We start from the raw sequence: 18043 nt of genomic DNA, 5'->3' as shown, positions 1-18043 counted from the left end.
GCCGGCATCCCATCGTTCATCGACCGACACAACGCCGATCCCAAGTCATTCCGGCGGGAGGCAGGTCCGCTGATGACATCCTTGCCTCATCGAGCGCTTCTGCCGATACAATGACCCAGCAGAGCGCGCCGCGATTCTGCAAACTCCCGGTTCAGGACACTAGGTGCGCTCACTCCATATCCGGGCTAGCATCGCAACTGTCGGGTCCGTTGCCCGATCGGACGATTGTAATCATGTCGACTTACCGCCTGAAAAATCTGTTGTCGCCACGGTCGGTTGCGCTGGTCGGCGCAAGTTCCCGCCCGGTCTCCGTTGGACGCGCCGTCCTCGAGAACATTCGCAAGGCGGAATTCAAGGGGCAGTTCGGCCTGGTGAACCCACGCCATGCCGAGATCGGCGGCGTCGCGACGGTGAGCCGCCTGGACCGGCTGCCCTTCGTACCTGAGCTCGTCGTCATCACCGCGCCGGCGCGAGAGATCCCTGACATCATCGACCAGGCCGGTCGGCGCGGTTCGGCCGGCGCCCTGATCGTCTCGGCGGGACTCGGTCATGGACCGGGATCGCTTCAGGAGGCCGCCAGCGCGGCCGCCCGTAAATACGGCATGCGGTTGATCGGCCCCAACTGCCTCGGCATCATGATGCCCGGCGCAAATCTGAATGCGAGTTTCGCCGCGCACATGCCGCGGGCTGGAAATCTCGCGCTGATCTCACAATCGGGGGCGATTGCGGCCGGCATGGTGGATTGGGCTGCGCAACGCGGCGTCGGCTTCTCCGGCATCGTCACGATCGGCGACCAGATCGACGTCGACATCGCGGATCTGCTCGACCATTTCGCGATGGACCACAAGACCCGTGCGATCCTACTCTACATCGAGGCCATCAAGGACGCGCGGAAGTTCATGTCGGCGGCGCGCGCTGCGGCGCGTGTGAAGCCGGTCGTCGTCGTGAAATCCGGCCGCATGGCGCATGGCGCGAAGGCTGCGGCCACGCATACCGGCGCGCTCGCAGGTGCCGACGCCGTCTATGATGCGGCCTTCCGGCGCGCCGGCGTCCTCCGGGTATCCGATCTGCGCGAACTGTTCGATTGTGCCGAGACGCTCGGCCGGATCGGGTCGCCTGCGGGAAAGCGCCTCGCTATCCTGACCAATGGTGGCGGCATCGGTGTCCTGGCGGTCGACCGGCTGGCGGATCTCGGCGGAATTCCCGCGCCCATGACACCCGATACGCGCGGGAAGCTCGACGCGGTGCTGCCGCCGACCTGGTCCGGCGCCAATCCCGTCGATATCGTGGGCGACGCCGACGCGGCGCGCTATGCCGCGGCGCTGGAGGTGCTGCTCGACGATCCCGGCAATGACGCAATTCTCGTGCTCAACGTGCAGACCGCGATCGCATCGGCCGCCGAGATCGCGACGACCGTGACTGAACTCGTCCTCAAGTATCGCGCGAAGCATCGCAGTTGGGCCAAGCCTGTGCTTGCCGCCTGGGTCGGTGCCGATCAGGACATCATTGCAACGCTGTCCGCCGCTGGCATTCCGAACTATCCGACCGAAGACGACGCGGTGCGTGGCTTCATGCATATGGTCCGGCATCGCGAGGTCGTAGACGAGCTAAGCCAGGTTCCGCCCGCGATGCCGGACACCTTCGTGCCGGATGTCGCGGCTGCCAAACAGATCGTCACGACGGCCATCGCTGACGGGCGCAAATGGCTTGATCCCGTCGAGATCAAGCATCTGCTTGGCTGCTATGACATCGCAATGGTGCCGACCTACGCGGCTGCAGATGTCGAGCAGGCGGTCGCCTGTGCGGATGAGATATTCGCCCAAGGCGCCACCGTCGTGCTCAAGATCATGTCGCGCGACATTGTGCACAAGTCCGACGTCGGCGGTGTCGTGCTCAATCTGACCAATCCGGGTGTGGTACGCACGGCCGCCGCCGGCATTCTCGCGCGGGCAAGGAAGCTGCGTCCTGAAGCCCGTATTGATGGCCTCATCGTCCAGGCAATGGTCGTCAAGGCGAAGGCGCGTGAGTTGATTCTTGGCCTCGCTGACGATCCGACGTTCGGCAGCGTCGTCGTGTTCGGCCGGGGCGGCACCGCGGTGGAGATCATCAACGACAAGGCCCTGGCGCTGCCGCCGCTCGACCTCCAGCTCGCCCGCGACCTGATCGAGCGCACGCGGGTGTCGCGATTGTTGCCCGCCTACCGGGACGTGCCGGCGGTCAAGCAGGACGCCGTCGCGCTGGTGCTGGTCAAGCTGGCGCAGATGGCGACCGACATCCCCGAAATCCGCGAGCTCGATATCAATCCGTTGCTCGCGGATGAGACCGGTGCGACGGCGGTCGACGCCCGCGTCGCGGTGGGGCCGCCACAGCGGAAGTTTGCGGGCTCCGGCCCCGCCAATTTCGCCGTCCGCGCCTATCCTTCGCAATGGGAGCGCCGGCTCGCGCTCAAGGACGGCTGGCGTATCTTCGTGCGGCCCCTGCGGCCCGAAGACGAGCCGACCATTCACGAATTCCTGCGTCACGTCACGCCTGAGGATCTCCGCTTGCGCTTCTTCGCGCCGATGAAGGAGTTCACCCATGAATTCATCGCGCGCCTGACCCAGCTCGACTATGCCCGTGCCATGGCCTTCATCGCGTTTGACGAGAACAGCGAGATGGTCGGCGTGGTGCGGCTTCACTCGGATTCGATCTACGAGAGCGGCGAATATGCGATCCTGCTGCGCTCCGACCTCAAGGGCAGAGGGCTCGGCTGGGCCCTGATGCAGCTGATCATCGACTACGCCAGGTCGGAAGGGCTCAAGACCATCTCTGGCGACGTGCTCAAGGAGAACGTCGTGATGCTGGAGATGTGCCGGCAGCTCGGCTTTGAGATCAAGCCCGACCCGACGGAACCTGATATCTGCGACGTCCGCCTGAAACTCTGACGTGCGGCCAGCTAAGAGCGCGCTTCGGGCGCTGCATCTGCGGCGGGTTCTCTGGCCGTCGTTCGCATGTTCTTGACGATGATTGCGATCAGCGGCACCAATACCGGTACGATCGTGCTGAGCGGATGATGGACCGCGCCCGATAATTGAGCCTGAAGCGCCCGGGCTTCGACCTGGAGAGCCTCGATCGACGTGCCGTGGATTTCATTGGCAAGCTCGATGTCGCGGCCCGAGGGCGGGCGTCCGGCGATGATGAACAGAACCGCAGCGATGGCAAAGTTGATCGCTCCGAGCACCGCCGCCGCGGCGATTGCGCTCCAGATTTGGACGAGCGCGAAATAGGCGGACAACTCCAGCATCAGCAGTCCGAATGCGGCGATCAGCGCCGCGAAGGCGCGCAGACCAAGTCCGGTCAGCAGATGGCGGAGCCTGATATCCGCGATGATCCTGTCCGTGCGCCACAAGGCGCGCAGATGCTTGACCACATTCTCCGTATTCACCTAGTGCCTCCTCAGCATGAAGCCGACGACCACGCCGAGCGCAAAGGCGGACGCGAGTGAGGCCACTGGACGCTCGGCGACGAGATCATGCAGCTGCTCCTGCTCGTCGCCGACGGTTTCGCCGAGTTCGGCCAGCGCGGCCTTGATCTGAGCGGCGAGGGCCTCGGTCCGATCCTTCGAGGTCTCGAACATCCCCTCGCCAGCGGTGCTCAGCAGATTTGTGACGTCGATCTTCAGCGCTTTCAGCTCGTCGCTCATTCTGCCGGTGTCGAACATTGGCGGTCTCCATTCAATGGCGCGAGCCTATGCGGACAAGCCTGACGGCCTTTGATTTGGGTCAAGGGGGCGGGAGTGCGCCTGTGTTTGAGGCAAGTCTGTTTGAGGCAAGTCAATTGACCCGCTCGTTGCCGGCCTAGAACAGAACCATTGGGGCCGGTCGTCCCATGAGGATATGCGCGTGAATTCGGAACCTCTGCTGCTGGCAACCCCGTCGGGTGATGCGCTCGAATTGCGGCCCGAGGGGCCATGGATTGCGGCCAACGTCGCAAAGCTTGAAACCCTGTCCCGATCTGTTGGAACGGATGTCGATCGGTCGAGGACCGTGACGCTGGACATGTCCGGCATCAACGCGCTCGATACGCTCGGTGCCTGGATCCTGGAGAAATTGTCGCGCAAGGCTGCATCATCCGGCAGGCCAGCCGAGATCGTCGGTGTGGCCGATCGTTTCAGCGGCCTGCTGGAGGAAGTGCGCCAGGTCAACCGGCACACGCCGCCGCCAGCGGCCCCGACCAATCCGGTGCTGCTCAGGTTGAACGATCTCGGCAAGGCCACGATCGATGCCCGCGAAGACGTCACGATTTTTCTGCAAATGCTGGGCGCCTTGTTCATGGCGCTCATCGGCGTCTTGCGCCGGCCGCGTTCGCTGCGGCTGACATCGTTGGTCTATCAGCTCAACCGGATCGGGTTTCAGGCGATTCCCATCGTCGTGCTCATCACGTTCCTGATCGGCGCCATCATCGCCCAGCAGGGATTCTTTCATTTCCGCCGGTTCGGCGCGGAGTCCTACACCGTTGACATGGTCGGCATCCTCGTCTTGCGGGAGCTCGGCGTGCTGATCGTTGCCATCATGGTCGCGGGACGTTCAGGGAGCGCCTATACGGCCGAGCTCGGCTCGATGAAGATGCGCGAGGAGATCGATGCGCTCTCGACCATGGGGCTCGATCCCGTCGAAGTTCTGATCCTGCCGCGCGTGGCCGCGCTCGTGATCGCGCTGCCAATTCTAGCCTTCATCGGATCGATTGCCGCGCTCTATGGTGGCGGCCTGGTCGCGCAGTTCTACGGTGATATGGGGCCGGCGATCTACGTCGCGCGGCTGCATGAGGCCATTTCCGTCACCCATCTCGAGGTCGGCATCCTGAAGGCGCCGTTCATGGCGCTGGTGATCGGTATCGTCGCCTGCAGCGAGGGATTGCGCGTGAAGGGCAGCGCAGAGTCGCTCGGTCGGCAGACGACGACGTCGGTGGTCAAGTCGATCTTCCTGGTGATCGTGCTGGACGGCTTGTTCGCGATCTTCTTTGCTTCGATCGGGATGTGACGATGCCCGAGCCTCAGGATGAGTTCGCGATCCGCGTCCATGACCTCGTGGTCGGCTTCGGTCGCCAGACCGTGCTCGATCATTTGTCTCTCGACGTCCGCCGTGGCGAGATCCTCGGGCTGGTGGGGGCGTCCGGAGGCGGCAAGTCGGTGCTGATGCGCACCGTCATCGGCCTCATCTCGCGTCGCAGCGGGACTATCGAAGTTATGGGACGGCCGATTGATGGCGCGCAGGACCGCAGCCGGGCAGCGACCTGGGGCATCTTGTTCCAGCAGGGCGCGCTGTTCTCGTCGCTGACGGTCCGGCAGAATGTACAATTTCCGCTCCGCGAAAATCTCGCGCTGTCACAGGAACTGATGGACGAGATCGCGACGGCCAAGCTCGAGATGGTTGGGCTGCGGGCGCAGGACGGCGACAAATATCCGTCAGAACTGTCCGGCGGCATGACCAAGCGCGTGGCGCTGGCACGTGCGCTCGCGCTCGATCCGCCGATCCTCTTCCTCGACGAGCCGACATCGGGTCTCGATCCGATCGCAGCTGGCGATTTCGATGCGCTGATCCGGACGCTGCAAAAGACCCTGGGGCTCACCGTCTTCATGGTGACCCATGATCTCGCGAGCCTCACGACGGTCTGCGACCGCGTCGCCGCACTTGCCGACGGCAAGATCGTGGCGATCGGCCCGATGCGCGAATTGCTGCAATCCGAGCATCCCTGGGTGCGGGCCTATTTCCACGGCAAGCGCTCGCAGATGCTTCAACACGAGATGAGATGAGACATGGAAACGCGCGCTCCCTACGTGCTGATCGGCAGCTTCGTGCTGGCCGCGATCGTCGCGGTGTTCGCCTTCGTCTATTGGCTGAACAACAGCGGCGGCGTCGGCCCACGGACGAATTACCACGTGCAGTTCCAGGGTCCGGTGCCGGGTCTTCTGGTCGGGGCCGGTGTGCTGTTCAACGGCATCCGCGTCGGTGAGGTGACCCAACTCGGCCTTGCGCCTGACAATCCTCGCTTCGTCAACGCGACGATCTCGGTCGCATCGGCAACGCCGGTGCACACCGACACCAAGGTCGGGCTCGATTTCCAGGGGCTGACCGGCGTGCCGGTGGTGACACTGGAGGGGGGCACGATCCTCGCCAAATCCGGCGAGCCGCGGATCCTGATCGCCGAGGCCGGCGCAGGCCAGAGCATGACGCAGGCGGCGCGCGATGCCTTGCGGCGCGTCGACACCGTGCTGGAGGACAATTCCGGTCCGCTCAAGGATACTATCGCCAATTTCAAGACATTCTCCGACGGCCTGGCGCGCAACACCGGAAAGCTTGACGGCATTCTGGCGGGCCTCGAAAAGATGACCGGTGGCGGTACACCGGCGCAGAAGATCACCTATGACCTCCGCGCGCCGCAAAATCCTGGGCCGGCCGGCAAGACGCTCTCGGCGTCGCTGGCCATTCCCGAGCCGACCGCGGTCGCGATGCTGCAGACGCAGCGCATGCTGTTCGCACCGGTTGGCGACAACCAGGGCTTTGCCGACTTCATGTGGGCCGACAGCATTCCGAAGCTGGTGCAGGCGCGGTTGATCGACAGCTTCGAGAATTACGACATCGCGCATGCGCCGCTGCGGACGACCGACCTGGGGCAAGCGGACTACCAGCTCCTGATCGACATCCGGCGCTTCCGGATTACGACGGAGGGCGAGACCCGGGTCGAGATCGGTCTGTCGGCGCGGATCGTCGACAAGGCCGGCAAGGTCATCGCCTCACGCCTCGTCGAAACCAGCGAGACGCTCGACAAGGTCGAGCCTGCTGCAGCGGTCGCGGCGTTCGACGCGGCCTTTGCCCGCATCGCCAAGGAGCTGATTGGCTGGACGGTGCAGGCGGTCTGACACTCGAAATTGATCTGGGTCAATCGCCTTTGGCGCAGTGCAGTAAAATGCAGCCGGCGCTTGAACGATGGATGAGGACTTCCGTGGTGAGGATCGAGCCGAATGGTCATTTTTGCAGCGATTGCGCGGTTCGCGGCTTCGCGGTTTGTTCGTCGCTGGACCCGGCCGAGCTGAGGGAGTTCGAGCATCTCGGGCGTCGCGTTCATTTCGTCGCGGGAGAGACCGTGTTCTCCGAGGAGGACATCACGACCTCGTTCTACAATCTGCTCGAAGGCGTCATGCGGCTCTACAAGTTGCTGCCTGACGGCAGGCGGCAGATCGTGGGTTTTGCGCTGCCCGGTGATTTCCTGGGGATGAATCTATCCGGGCGCCACAATTTCTCGGCTGATGCGATTGGGGCGGTGACCGTGTGCCAGTTCGCCAAGGCGCCGTTCGGTCGCTTCATCGAGGACCGGCCGCATCTGCTCAGGCGAATCAACGAGCTGGCGATCCGTGAGCTGAGCCAGGCGCGCGACCACATGGTCCTGCTTGGCCGTCGCTCCGCGGATGAGAAGGTTGCGACGTTTCTGCTCGGCTGGCGCGAGCGGCTGGTTTCGCTCAAGGGATCGTCGCGTACGGTCCCGCTTCCGATGAGCCGGCAGGACATAGCCGATTATCTCGGCCTGACCATCGAGACCGTCAGCCGCACCTTCACCAAACTGGAACGGCATGGAGCGATCGAGATCCTCCATGGCGGAATCAGCCTGCGCGATCCCGCACGCGTCGAGGCATTGGCTGCGGCCTAAGTCCCAGCCCAGCCCGACCCCGGCCCATTTTTGATTCCGATCAATGACGCCGGTCGCGCGTCGCGAATAATGGCCGGAACAAGGTGGGAGGGTGCGATGCCGATTGACGCATTGCTGGTAATCATTGCCGTCGTGGCGATCTTTGTGACATTCGCAGCCGCGCTGGCTTGGGCGGATCGACAAACCAGCGCGAGCCGGCTCGATTCGGACACGCAGCGCCGAAGCTCCTGAGATCATTGTCGTATTTTGACGCGACAGCCGGTAAGTTTGGTTGGCAGGCCCAACCGTGGCTTGCCGTCCATGCAACTCTGCATGGCGTGAAAAGTATCGACGCACCCTGCGGGTGCGATTTCGCAGCACGAACGCGGCACTTTAGCGGCATTTGCCTCAAACTGTGTCCGTGCTTTCCGGTTGAAAAGCCTGCTAACGTTGACTACGCAGGAACTGCAAGTGCCTCGCAGTCTTAGGAGTCCCGGCGTGCCTCAGGACAAGACCGGCGACCCCCGGCAGCCGTCGGGTAACAAACTGTCGGTTCTGCGCAAGCATCCGATCTTCGCAGATCTGGATCCGGACGCGCTCGATCAGCTCTGCCGCTATGCCAAGCACACCACGGTCAAGCGTGGCGCGACGATCGCCGCCAAAGGCGACCCCGGCAATAATCTGTTCGCGGTGATCTCCGGAACAGTGAAGATTTCCTCTTCATCGCCGGACGGACGGAACGCCATTCTCAATCTGATCGGTCCCGGGGAAATCTTCGGCGAGATCGCTGTGCTTGATGGTGCACCGCGGTCGGCGGATGCGACCGCCAACACCAATTGCGAGCTCTACATCATCGACCGCCGCGACTTCCTGCCGTTCGTGAAGAGTCAGCCCGCGCTGGCGATGAAATTCATCGAACTGCTCTGCGCGCGGCTGCGCTGGACCAGCCAGCAGGTCGAGCAGGTGATCTTGCAAAATCTGCCGGGCCGGTTGGCGAGCGCGCTGCTCGGCCTCACCGAGGAGCGCAAGCTCGACTCCGGCAGTGGCACACTCGCGATCACCCAGCAGGAGATCAGCGAGATGGTGGGCATGACGCGCGAAAGCATCAACAAGCAATTGCGCGCCTGGGCCGGACGAAGTTGGGTGCGCCTCGAGCATGGCGCGATCGTCGTGCTCGATACCGATGCGCTGCGCGAGCTTGCCGAAAGCGGCCTCGACGGCGAGTGATCGCGTTTGCCTAGCCGCAGCCGGAGTTGACGTAATTCGGCTGGCCGAATTTTGCGCCGGCGCTTGTGTTGACGACGACGATCTCGAGCGGCGAGGGCGTGTGGCCGATCCGCTTGAGCTCCTTCGCGACGTCGTCGGCGGTTGCGACATAGCCATCCGGCAGATGTGCCAGGGCGCGTCGAGATGCGTGCCGTTGTGGGTGGATAGCGAGACCTGCTCGACAGCCTTGGCCGTCCGGTAGGTCCTCCGCCTTGAGGCCGTCGAAAAACTGCAGCATGCGCGGCAGTCCCTGCTGGTGATCGATGTACCGGATCGTCGGATGATTGACTGGCGGATCGGCCGGCACGTCGTTCTGCAACGGCACCGAGATGTCGATCAAGTAACGCTTCCTCGGGGCAATATTCGGAAAATTGAAATTTTCCGCCGATCGTTCGCGGGGGAGCCGCGTGATTGATCAATGCAACTCCAGCATCGATCAATGCCGCATTTGGCTTGGACTCAGAATGCCGCCCGCCCTAGGGACGACACTGGCGATATCGCGCCGATGCGGCGCGTTCGTACAGGATGAGCCGATCGTCTCGCCCGAACCTCAAGCCGCAATCAATAGCGGTCGAGCACGAAACCCGAGGAACGTCCATGGATACGATGAGCATCGTTACCGCGCATCCGGCATCGGCCGGTGACGCGGCTCGATTGCCGGGGAGCCGGCATTTGCCGCACAGGTCCCCCGCAGCAGCGGGCGCGATGCGCGTCGCACTGTCCCGGGCAGACATTACCAATCAGCCAAATCCCCTCGACTCCGCCACGCAATCCTACGAAGGTGGTGCAGTTGCAGCGCTTGACTTCACACCTGAAGTGGAGCGACCCAAGGCGGCCCGCAATACGTGCCCAACGACGACATAATCAACTCAGGAGGAGACCCCAGATGAAGACGTTAATCGGTATCATCGCAGCCGCTGCATTGGCGGTGTCGGCGCCGCTCGCAACCGCACGCGATTTCCGCTCGGCCGACGTCCATCCCGCCGACTATCCGACCGTCGAAGCCGTGAAGTTCATGGGCAAGCAGCTCGCCACCGCGAGCGGCGGCAAGCTTGGCGTCAAGGTGTTTCCGAACGGCGCTCTGGGGTCGGAGAAGGACACCATCGAGCAGCTCAAGATCGGCGCGCTCGACATGATGCGGATCAACGCTTCGCCGTTGAACAACTTCGTGCCGGAAACCGTCGCCCTGTGTCTGCCCTTCGTCTTCCGGGACACCCAGCACATGCGCAACGTGCTCGACGGTCCGATCGGCGACGAGATCCTGGCGGCCATGGAGCCGGCGGGCCTGGTCGGTCTTGCCTATTACGACAGCGGCGCCCGCTCGATCTACACCGTCAAGGCACCGATCAAGTCGCTCGCAGACGTCAAGGGCCTGAAGATCCGCGTCCAGCAGTCCGACCTGTGGGTCGGCATGATCCAGAGCCTCGGCGCCAATCCGACGCCGATGCCGTATGGCGAAGTCTACACCGCGCTCAAGACCGGTCTCGTGGACGCCGCCGAGAACAACTGGCCCTCCTACGAGTCCTCGCGCCATTTCGAGGCCGCCAAGTTCTATAACGTGACCGAGCACTCGCTGGCCCCCGAGGTCCTCGTGATGTCCAAGAAGGTCTGGGACACGCTGAGCAAGGAGGATCAGGCGATGATCCGCAAGGCGGCGAAGGAATCGGTGCCGGTCATGCGCAAGCTCTGGGACGAACGTGAGGAAGCGTCGCGCAAGACCGTCGAGGCGGCCGGCGTCCAGGTCGTCACGATCGCGAACAAGCAGGAATTCGTGGACGCAATGAAGCCGGTCTACCAGAAGTTCGCCGGCGACGAGAAGCTCTCGAGCCTCGTCAAGCGGATCCAGGACACCAAGTAAAACACAGCGGGGATCGGGTCCGGTGTCGCCGCGAGGTGACACCGGATTCTCACAAGGAGGGGCGAGATGACAGACCCACACGTCGCAGACAACGAGCAGGAGGCGGGACGTCCGTCGACCAGTCTGCTGTCGCGGATCAATGCGCCCATCGCCCGGGCGGGGATGTACCTGTCCGTGACCGGACTGCTCGTCATCGTCACCATCGTGTTCTACCAGGTGTTCGGGCGCTACGTTCTCAACTCCAGCCCGACCTGGACTGAAAATCTCGCACTGGTCCTGATCCTGTACGTCACGCTGATCGGCGCCGCCGTCGGCGTTCGCGATGCCGGACACATCGGCATGGACAGTCTGCTGGTGATGCTTCCGGATCACCTGCGAGAGAAGGTCGAGCTCGTCATCCATGTCCTTGTGGCTCTGTTCGGCGTGGCGATGGTCTACAACGGCTGGATCCTCGGTGCTTCGGTCGGGACCGTGCATATCCCCAATCTCGGCTTCCCTGAGGTCGTTCGCTACGTGCCGCTGGTTGCCTCCGGCATTCTGATCGTCTCCTTTTCAATCGAGCACATCATTGCTCTCCTGCGTGGCGAAGAGGTCGTCCCCTCATGGAACTGATTATTCTCGGCGCCACGTTCTTTGGCTTCCTGATCCTCGGCGTACCGGTCGCCTTTGCGATCGGTCTCTCGGCCATCTGCACCATCCTCTATGAGGGCCTGCCGGTCGCCGTCATCTTCCAGCAGATGATGTCGGGGATGAACATCTTCTCGTTCCTGGCCATCCCGTTCTTCGTCTTCAGCGGTGAGCTGATGCTGCACGGCGGCGTTGCCGACAAGATCGTGCAACTCGCCAAGAATCTCGTCGGCCACATCCGCGGCGGCCTCGGCATGTCGAACGTGGTCGCCTGCACGCTGTTCGGCGGCGTCTCCGGCTCGCCCGTGGCCGACGTGTCGGCGATGGGCGCGGTGATGATCCCGATGATGAAAAAAGAAGGGTTCGACACCGACTACGCCGTCAACGTCACCACCCACGCCTCGCTCGTCGGCGCGTTGATGCCGACCAGCCACAACATGATCATCTACGCGCTCGCCGCCGGCGGCAAGGTCTCGATCGGTGCGCTGATCGCGGCCGGCCTCCTGCCGGCGCTGGTGCTGATGATCTGCATGCTGGTCGCCGCTTACGCCGTCGCAGTGAAGCGCGGCTATCCCGCCGGCAAGTTTCCTGGCTGGGCCGAGGTGTTCCGCTCGTTCGCAGCCGCTCTGCCGGGCCTCCTGATCGTCGGCATCATCCTGACGGGCATTCTGTCGGGCGTTTTCACGGCAACTGAATCTGCCGCTGTTGCCGTCACCTACACGATCGTGCTGACGTTCTTCATCTACCGGACCATGACCTGGAGCAACTTCCTGCACGCCGCCGCCAAGGCGGTGAAGACCACAGGCGTGGTGCTGCTGCTGATCGGCGTCTCCACCATGTTCCAGTATCTGATGGGCCTGTATGAGGTGGCCGACTTCGCCGGCGACCTGATGAGCAAGGTCTCCTCGCAGCCCTGGATGATCTTCCTGCTGATCAACATCATCCTGTTCGTGCTCGGTACGTTCATGGACATGGCGGCGACCATCCTCATCTGCACGCCGATTTTCCTGCCGATCGCGATGAAGGCGGGCATGGATCCGGTGCAGTTCGGCATGCTGATGCTGATCAACTGCGCGCTCGGGCTGAACACCCCACCGGTCGGCACCACGCAGTTCGTCGGTTGCGCCATCGGCGGCATCTCGGTGGGCGCGGTGATGCGGACCATCCTGCCGTTCTACGCCGCCTTGATCGCAGCGCTGATGTTCGTGACCTACGTCCCGGCCTTCTCGCTGTGGCTGCCCCGTCTGCTGATGGGATACAAGGGATAGCTGTCGTGCGTTCGCCGGCATTGGCCGGCGAACCGCGCTTGCGATAGTTTGCGTCACAGCAACAGGAGAATCTGTCCGTGACTGACTATCGCAAGCTCTTCGACCTCACCGGCAAGACGGCCGTGGTGCTCGGCGCCGCATCGGGCATCGGCAAATCGTCGGCCGAGGCGCTGGCCGGGCTCGGCGCCCGCGTCGTCTGCGCCGATCGCGCGCTTGACGCGGCAGAGGCGACGGCTGCGGGCATCCGCGACAAGGGCGGCTGGGCGGAAGCAGCTAGCTGCGACGCCGCGAGCGCTGGCGACGTCAATGCGCTCGCCAAAACCGTGATGCAGAAATTTTCGCGGCTCGACATCGCCGTGACCACGCCCGGGCTCAATATCCGCAAGACCATCCTCGACTATACCGAGGAGGATCTCGACCGCGTGCTGAACCTCAACGTCAAGGGCACGGTGTGGTTCTTCCAAGCCTTTGGCCGCATCATGGTCGAGCAAAAGGGCGGCAGCATCATCGCCTGCTCGTCAGTGCGCGCGGTGACCATCGAGCCCGGCCTTGGCGTCTACGGATCGACCAAGGCGGCGATCGGTCTCCTCGTGAAGGGCTTTGCCTCCGAGGTCGGCCGCTCCGGCGTGCGCGTCAACGCGATCGCGCCGAGCATCGCCGAGACCGCGCTGACCAGCCCGTTCAAGCAGCGGCCCGACATTTACAATCTCTACGCCGGCCACACCGTGTTCAACCGCTGGAGCAGCGCCGACGAGGTCGCCACCGCCGTCGCCTATCTCGCCTCCGATGCCGCGAGCTATGTCAGTGGCAGCACGCTCTTTGTCGACGGCGGCTGGACCGGGGTCGATGGCCCGCCGACCGGTCTCACCCAGCTGCATACATAAGGTCCGCATCTAGCCGGCAAATCCGACGCGCTGGCGCAGCTCTTTGTGATCTGCGCCAGTGAGCAGGGCAATCAGCGCGGACGCTTCGTTCGGGTGCGCCGCTTGCGTGGTCACGCCGGCCGTGTACATCGTCACCAGCTCGCAGCCCGGCGGTAACGAGCCCGACAGCGCGATGCCGTCGGTCGCGATGATCTCGGTCGCCTGCGTGCACCCGATCGGCCGCGTCGCAGTGGACGTCGCCAGCTCGCGCATCGCCGTTGCGCCGTTCGGAAAGATCTTCAAGCGCGACGTGAGCTCATAGGCGATGCCGAGCTGATCCAGCACCTTTGCAACGTGCTGGCCCGCGGTCGAGGCCTTGGTGTCGGGAACGTAGATGGCGTCGGCGGAGCGCAGGACCTCGCGCAAATCGGCTTCCGTCCTTACGGTCACCCTGGGATCGTGGCTGCGGACCGCCAGCGCGGTCTCGACCCGGCCGACATCGGCGATCGAGGCGGGAACGACAAGCTTCTCCGCGGCAAGCTTTGCAAGGAGGGCCTGCGTCAGGATCACGAGATCGGCCGGCGTGCTCGCGCGCAGCTTGTCCGCCATGACACCGACCGCGCCGAACTCGCCGTCGATGCCGAAGCCGGTCTTCGCCTTGAAGGCTTCGCTGAGGCCGCGCACCAGGCCTTGCGCCGCGCCGCCGCTCAAGATGTTGACTGTGGTCACGATGCAAGCTCCATGGCTGCGATGATCTTGTCGCGTGTGATCGGCAGGTCGCGCACGCGCACGCCGAGGCAATCGGAAACCGCGTTGGCGATCGCCGCCGTCACCGGTCCGTGCGCGGCTTCGCCGGCGCCGACGGGCTCGATCTCCGGTCGCTGGATGATCTCGACATCGACCATGGGCACCTCGCTGAAGGTCAGGATCGGATAGCCCGTCCAAGAGGTCGATGTGATGCGCGACGGATCGAAGCGGACGCGTTCCTTCAGCACCCAGCTCGTCGCCTGGATCGCGCCGCCCTCGATCTGGTTGATGACGCCGTCCGGATTGATGGCCTCACCGACGTCGACCGCAAGCGTGAGCCGCCTCACGCGGATGTCGTCGGTACCTTCGATCTCGGCGATGGCAGCGCAATAGGCGCCGGTGTTCTTGTAGCGGGCAAAGCCGACGCCATGGCCGATGCCGGATCGCCTCTCGGGTTTCCAGGCCGCGCGTCGCACCGCTGCGCAGATGACCTCGCGTGCCCGCTCGTCGCGGAGGAGCCGCAGGCGAAACGCGATCGGGTCCTCGCCGCGCAAGGCTGCGATTTCGTCGAGCAGGGATTCGATGGCGAACACGTTGCCCTGTGCGCCGAGAGTCCGCAGAGCCGAGGTCCGCACCGGCATGGTCAGCAGGCGGTGACTCGTGATCGTCCAGGCCGGGAGATCGTAGAGCGGAACGGAGTTGCGGTCGCCACCGCCGCCATTGGCGGCCGGTGGATTCGTCGAGATCATGCGAGGGTATGGACTTGCGATCTCGGATGCGGCGAGCAGGGCAGGCTGCGCCGCACGCCCGGGCCGCGCCGCGTGGCCGTTGCTCCAGATCGCATGGCGCCAGCCGACGACCTCGTTATCCGCATCGAGATCGGCCTCGATCTCGATCGCCATCGCGGCGCCGAACGGTGCATGGGACATCTCGTCGTGGCGCGACCATTGCACCCGTACGGGACGGCCGCCGGCAGCTTTCGCCAGCAGCACGGCATCGAGCGCGACATCGTCGGCGGCATTGTGCCCGTAGCAGCCCGCGCCCTCCATATGCTCGACGACGATGTTCTCGGCCGGCAGCTTGAGCACGATCGCGAGATCGGCGCGGAGCAGATAGACGCCCTGGCTGTGCGTCCAGACATGGACCCGCTCGCCATCCCATCGCGCCATCGCGCAGGACGGTGCAATGGAGCCGTGTGCGATGTAAGGGCGGGTATATTGCCGGCGGAGCGTGCGTGCAGCCTTTGTCGTCACCGCCGCCTTGGTGTCGATGACGGTCGTTTCGACCGGCTGGCTTCTCAGGAAGCCAGCAAGATCGTTTTCATCCGGCAGCGGCTCGCCGGCCGACCATGTCGCGCCCTTACGCAGGGCTTTCAACGCCGCTTCCGCAGCAAGCTCGCTGTCGGCGACAACGCCCGCAAAGCCACCGTCGCGGACGATCGCGATGAGCCCGGAAACGGTGCGCGCGGCTGTTTCGTCGAGCGCAGTCAGCCCGGCGCCCGCGGTATCCGGCCGCAGCACGCGTCCATGGACCAGCCCCGGCAACGCGTGGTCATGGATGAATCGCGGCCGCGCGAACACCTTGTCGGGTATGTCGACGCGCTGGACCGAACACCCGGCGACCGCGCGCTTGGCGGCAGTCTTCGCCGAAGCCCCTGCGGTCGCATCGCGATCCAGCGAGACGTCACCAGCCAGCTCCCAATAGCTGGTTCTGACATTACCGGGCCCGGAGATCGTGCCGTCCTCGACACCGAGCAGCGATGCGTCGACGCCGAGACGATCCGAGGCTGCCGCGAGGAAGCGCTGGCGTATCTCGGCGCAGGCGTGGCGCAGCGCTCGGCCGGACTGCTGGATCGACAGGCTGCCGGAGGTGACGCCCTCATTCGGGCTCGCAGCCGTCGAGGTGCGGATCATCTCGATGCGGCCGATCTCGACGTCGAGCTCGTCGGCCGCGATCTGCGCCAGTGCCGTGACGATGCCCTGGCCGATTTCGACCTTGCCGGGCGAGATCGCGACACGGCCTTCGCCGGTGAACTTCACCCAGGACGACAGTCTCGGATTGGCGGCGAGGCTGACCGGCAGTTTCGGGGTAGACGCCGGCGCACTCATGACGTCGCCATCTCCGACGCCGCCCGGAGGACGGCGCGGACCATGCGGTTCTGCGATCCGCAGCGGCACAGATTGCGATCGAGCGCCGTTCTAACCTCCGCCTCTGTCGGTGATGGATTGCGCTTCAGCAGCGCCGCCGCGCTGATCAGGATCCCCGAGACGCAATAGCCGCATTGCATCGCCTGTTCGGAGATGAAGGTGCGTTGCAGCGGATGCGGTTGTTCGGCCGTGCCGAGGCCCTCCAGTGTGACGACTTGCTTGTCCGCCACCGACCACATCGGCATGTCGCAGGAGGCCATCGCGCGGTCGTCGACCAGGACGTAGCAGGCGCCGCATTCGCCGGCGCCGCGGCCGAAATGCGGACTGCTGATGCCGAGCCGGTTACGCAGAACGTCGAGCAGTGTTTGGTCTGGATCGGCGTCCACTGCCACTGCCGCGCCGTTGAGCTGGAACTGAATGGTGGGCATGACCTGCCTCAGGACTTGTCGAACTTCTTGACGACATCCGCCCATTTCGCGATGTCGCCCCGCAGGAACTTGTCGAACTCCTCCGGCGTCATCGACATGGGCACGGCACCCTGTTCGGTCCAGAGCTTGACGATGTCGGGCCGCTTCACCATCGCGTTCACGGCGGCGTTGAGCTTGTCGATGACGGGTTTTGGCGTGCCCACGGGGGCCATCAGGCCGAGCCAGATCGTCGCCTCATAGCCGGGAACGCCGGCTTCGCCGGCGGTCGGCACATTGGGCAGCACCGCGGAGCGTTGCTGGCCGGTGGTCGCGAGCGCGCGGACCTGGTTCTCGCCGATGTTCGGCGCCATCGCGGGCACCGCGTCGATCATCATCTGCACCTGCCCGCCGATCACGCCGCTGCGCGCCTCGCCGCTGTTGCGATAGGGGACATGGACGATTTCGATACCGGCCATCGCTTTGAACAGTTCGCCCGCCATGTGGTAGGGCGTGCCTTGGCCCGAGGAGGCGTAGTTCAATTTGCCCGGCTGCGCCTTGGCCAGCGCGATGAACTCCTGGAGCGTCTTCGCGGGAACCAGCGGGTTCACCACGATGACGAGATCGGAATAGTTCACGGGTGCGATCGGCGCGAGGTCGCGCATCAACTCGTATTTGCGCTGCTCCGGCGTCAGCAACGATTCATTCGCGGTCTGGGTGTTGGACATCATCAGCAAGGTGTAGCCGTCGGCCGGCGACTTCGCGGCCTCGACCGTGCCGATGACGCCGCCGGCACCGGTGCGGTTCTCGACCACGAAGGGCTGGCCAAAGCGCTCCTGCAGCACTTGGCCGATCAGCCGGGCCGCGACATCCGCCGGTCCGCCGGCGCCGAAGGGAACAACGATGCGGACTGCGTGTGCGGGGTAGCCTTGCGCCAGGGACGGGGTCGCGGAGAAAGCGGTGAGCAGGCCGGCGGCCAGCGCCAGCATCAATTGTCGGGCCGTCACACCCACCTCCCTGAACTCGTTTTTATTGGCGGGCACTGTAGCGGCAGCGGGCGCAGACTGTCGACGCCTCACAAAGTCGATTTCGGCTGGAATATCGGGCCGTTTTCGGTGTGGCCGCGGGGCATTTCGCGGTCGCGGGAGGAACAGGCCTGGCGCACGGTTTGAGCATTTTGCATGGGCATTGCCGGATAAAT

At 64.3% G+C, this 18043-nt stretch carries 17 protein-coding genes and 1 pseudogene; 11 read left to right on the top strand and 7 right to left on the bottom strand.

Going from position 1 to position 18043, the window contains the following annotated elements; translation table 11 throughout:
* Positions 1–233 precede the first annotated feature (233 nt).
* A complete protein-coding gene (locus tag NLM32_RS32545; protein WP_254132808.1) occupies positions 234–2924 on the top strand; it encodes a bifunctional acetate--CoA ligase family protein/GNAT family N-acetyltransferase in 2691 nt (896 codons plus the stop codon).
* 11 nt (positions 2925–2935) lie between these two features.
* Here NLM32_RS32545 and NLM32_RS32540 read toward each other — a convergent pair whose 3' ends face one another.
* Entirely contained in the window at positions 2936–3424 is a 489-nt protein-coding gene (locus NLM32_RS32540) for a phage holin family protein (RefSeq protein ID WP_254132807.1), read from the bottom strand.
* The gene (locus tag NLM32_RS32535) at positions 3425–3700 is read right to left on the bottom strand and encodes a hypothetical protein (protein ID WP_254132806.1); all 276 of its coding nucleotides are present in this window, start codon (positions 3698–3700) and stop codon (positions 3425–3427) included.
* A 181-nt stretch (positions 3701–3881) separates the two neighbouring features.
* Here NLM32_RS32535 and NLM32_RS32530 point away from each other — a divergent pair, with 181 nt between their 5' ends.
* The 6 genes from NLM32_RS32530 to NLM32_RS32510 all read left to right on the top strand — a co-directional run bounded on the left by NLM32_RS32530 (position 3882) and on the right by NLM32_RS32510 (position 8889).
* A complete protein-coding gene (locus NLM32_RS32530) occupies positions 3882–5018 on the top strand; it encodes an ABC transporter permease (RefSeq protein ID WP_254132805.1) in 1137 nt (378 codons plus the stop codon).
* 2 nt (positions 5019–5020) lie between these two features.
* Entirely contained in the window at positions 5021–5791 is a 771-nt protein-coding gene (locus NLM32_RS32525; RefSeq protein WP_254132804.1) for an ABC transporter ATP-binding protein, read from the top strand.
* Positions 5792–5794: 3 nt separating this feature from the next.
* Positions 5795–6898, top strand: a complete 1104-nt coding sequence (locus tag NLM32_RS32520) for an ABC-type transport auxiliary lipoprotein family protein (RefSeq protein WP_254132803.1) — start codon at positions 5795–5797, stop codon at positions 6896–6898.
* A 71-nt stretch (positions 6899–6969) separates the two neighbouring features.
* The gene (locus NLM32_RS32515; protein WP_254132802.1) at positions 6970–7683 is read left to right on the top strand and encodes a helix-turn-helix domain-containing protein; all 714 of its coding nucleotides are present in this window, start codon (positions 6970–6972) and stop codon (positions 7681–7683) included.
* Between the two features lie 96 nt (positions 7684–7779).
* Positions 7780–7914 carry a hypothetical protein gene (locus NLM32_RS45940; protein WP_256568311.1) on the top strand — a complete coding sequence of 45 codons (135 nt, stop codon included), beginning with the start codon at positions 7780–7782 and terminating at the stop codon, positions 7912–7914.
* A gap of 246 nt (positions 7915–8160) precedes the next feature.
* The gene (locus NLM32_RS32510; protein ID WP_254132801.1) at positions 8161–8889 is read left to right on the top strand and encodes a Crp/Fnr family transcriptional regulator; all 729 of its coding nucleotides are present in this window, start codon (positions 8161–8163) and stop codon (positions 8887–8889) included.
* 13 nt (positions 8890–8902) lie between these two features.
* Here the strand turns inward: NLM32_RS32510 and NLM32_RS32505 are convergent.
* Positions 8903–9289: pseudogene (locus tag NLM32_RS32505) on the bottom strand (cyclase family protein); the annotation flags it as partial.
* 525 nt (positions 9290–9814) lie between these two features.
* Between NLM32_RS32505 and NLM32_RS32500 the strand changes: the two are divergent.
* The 4 genes from NLM32_RS32500 (at position 9815) to NLM32_RS32485 (ending at position 13565) form a co-directional block, all read left to right on the top strand.
* Positions 9815–10786, top strand: a complete 972-nt coding sequence (locus NLM32_RS32500; RefSeq protein WP_254132800.1) for a TRAP transporter substrate-binding protein — start codon at positions 9815–9817, stop codon at positions 10784–10786.
* 66 nt (positions 10787–10852) lie between these two features.
* Positions 10853–11398 carry a TRAP transporter small permease gene (locus tag NLM32_RS32495; protein WP_254132799.1) on the top strand — a complete coding sequence of 182 codons (546 nt, stop codon included), beginning with the start codon at positions 10853–10855 and terminating at the stop codon, positions 11396–11398.
* Positions 11389–12681 (top strand): TRAP transporter large permease, encoded by a 1293-nt coding sequence (locus tag NLM32_RS32490; RefSeq protein WP_254132798.1) that lies wholly within the window; start codon positions 11389–11391, stop codon positions 12679–12681. Before NLM32_RS32495 ends, NLM32_RS32490 begins: the two co-directional genes overlap by 10 nt.
* Before the next feature lie 77 nt (positions 12682–12758).
* On the top strand, positions 12759–13565 hold the full coding sequence (locus NLM32_RS32485) for an SDR family oxidoreductase (protein WP_254132797.1): 807 nt from the start codon (positions 12759–12761) through the stop codon (positions 13563–13565).
* A gap of 9 nt (positions 13566–13574) precedes the next feature.
* Here NLM32_RS32485 and NLM32_RS32480 read toward each other — a convergent pair whose 3' ends face one another.
* From NLM32_RS32480 to NLM32_RS32465, 4 genes are read right to left on the bottom strand one after another with little or no spacing between them, the layout of a single operon-like run.
* The gene (locus NLM32_RS32480) at positions 13575–14273 is read right to left on the bottom strand and encodes a substrate-binding domain-containing protein (RefSeq protein WP_254132796.1); all 699 of its coding nucleotides are present in this window, start codon (positions 14271–14273) and stop codon (positions 13575–13577) included.
* Positions 14270–16399, bottom strand: coding sequence for a molybdopterin cofactor-binding domain-containing protein (locus NLM32_RS32475; protein WP_254132795.1), 2130 nt, complete (start codon positions 16397–16399; stop codon positions 14270–14272). The genes NLM32_RS32480 and NLM32_RS32475 overlap by 4 nt, the downstream gene beginning before the upstream one ends.
* Positions 16396–16866 (bottom strand): (2Fe-2S)-binding protein, encoded by a 471-nt coding sequence (locus NLM32_RS32470; RefSeq protein ID WP_254132794.1) that lies wholly within the window; start codon positions 16864–16866, stop codon positions 16396–16398. The genes NLM32_RS32475 and NLM32_RS32470 overlap by 4 nt, the downstream gene beginning before the upstream one ends.
* 8 nt (positions 16867–16874) lie before the next feature.
* Positions 16875–17831 carry a tripartite tricarboxylate transporter substrate binding protein gene (locus tag NLM32_RS32465; RefSeq protein WP_254135475.1) on the bottom strand — a complete coding sequence of 319 codons (957 nt, stop codon included), beginning with the start codon at positions 17829–17831 and terminating at the stop codon, positions 16875–16877.
* Between the last annotated feature and the right edge of the window lie 212 nt (positions 17832–18043).

The organism is Bradyrhizobium sp. CCGUVB14 (assembly GCF_024199935.1).
Lineage (GTDB): Bacteria > Pseudomonadota > Alphaproteobacteria > Rhizobiales > Xanthobacteraceae > Bradyrhizobium.
The sequence above is the reverse complement of the archived record's forward strand: the minus strand, read 5'-3'. Positions and strand labels throughout refer to the sequence as shown.

Excerpts from the sequence above, each read along its gene's own strand:
- NLM32_RS32515 (WP_254132802.1), top strand. The coding sequence starts at position 6,970 with ATGAGGACTTCCGTGGTGAGGATCGAGCCGAATGGTCATTTTTGCAGC.
- NLM32_RS32545 (WP_254132808.1), top strand. The coding sequence starts at position 234 with ATGTCGACTTACCGCCTGAAAAATCTGTTGTCGCCACGGTCGGTTGCG.
- NLM32_RS32470 (WP_254132794.1), bottom strand. The coding sequence starts at position 16,866 with ATGCCCACCATTCAGTTCCAGCTCAACGGCGCGGCAGTGGCAGTGGAC.
- NLM32_RS32490 (WP_254132798.1), top strand. The coding sequence starts at position 11,389 with ATGGAACTGATTATTCTCGGCGCCACGTTCTTTGGCTTCCTGATCCTC.
- NLM32_RS32465 (WP_254135475.1), bottom strand. The coding sequence starts at position 17,831 with ATGCTGGCGCTGGCCGCCGGCCTGCTCACCGCTTTCTCCGCGACCCCG.
- NLM32_RS45940 (WP_256568311.1), top strand. The coding sequence starts at position 7,780 with ATGCCGATTGACGCATTGCTGGTAATCATTGCCGTCGTGGCGATCTTT.
- NLM32_RS32475 (WP_254132795.1), bottom strand. The coding sequence starts at position 16,399 with ATGAGTGCGCCGGCGTCTACCCCGAAACTGCCGGTCAGCCTCGCCGCC.
- NLM32_RS32495 (WP_254132799.1), top strand. The coding sequence starts at position 10,853 with ATGACAGACCCACACGTCGCAGACAACGAGCAGGAGGCGGGACGTCCG.
- NLM32_RS32500 (WP_254132800.1), top strand. The coding sequence starts at position 9,815 with ATGAAGACGTTAATCGGTATCATCGCAGCCGCTGCATTGGCGGTGTCG.
- NLM32_RS32535 (WP_254132806.1), bottom strand. The coding sequence starts at position 3,700 with ATGTTCGACACCGGCAGAATGAGCGACGAGCTGAAAGCGCTGAAGATC.
- NLM32_RS32525 (WP_254132804.1), top strand. The coding sequence starts at position 5,021 with ATGCCCGAGCCTCAGGATGAGTTCGCGATCCGCGTCCATGACCTCGTG.
- NLM32_RS32520 (WP_254132803.1), top strand. The coding sequence starts at position 5,795 with ATGGAAACGCGCGCTCCCTACGTGCTGATCGGCAGCTTCGTGCTGGCC.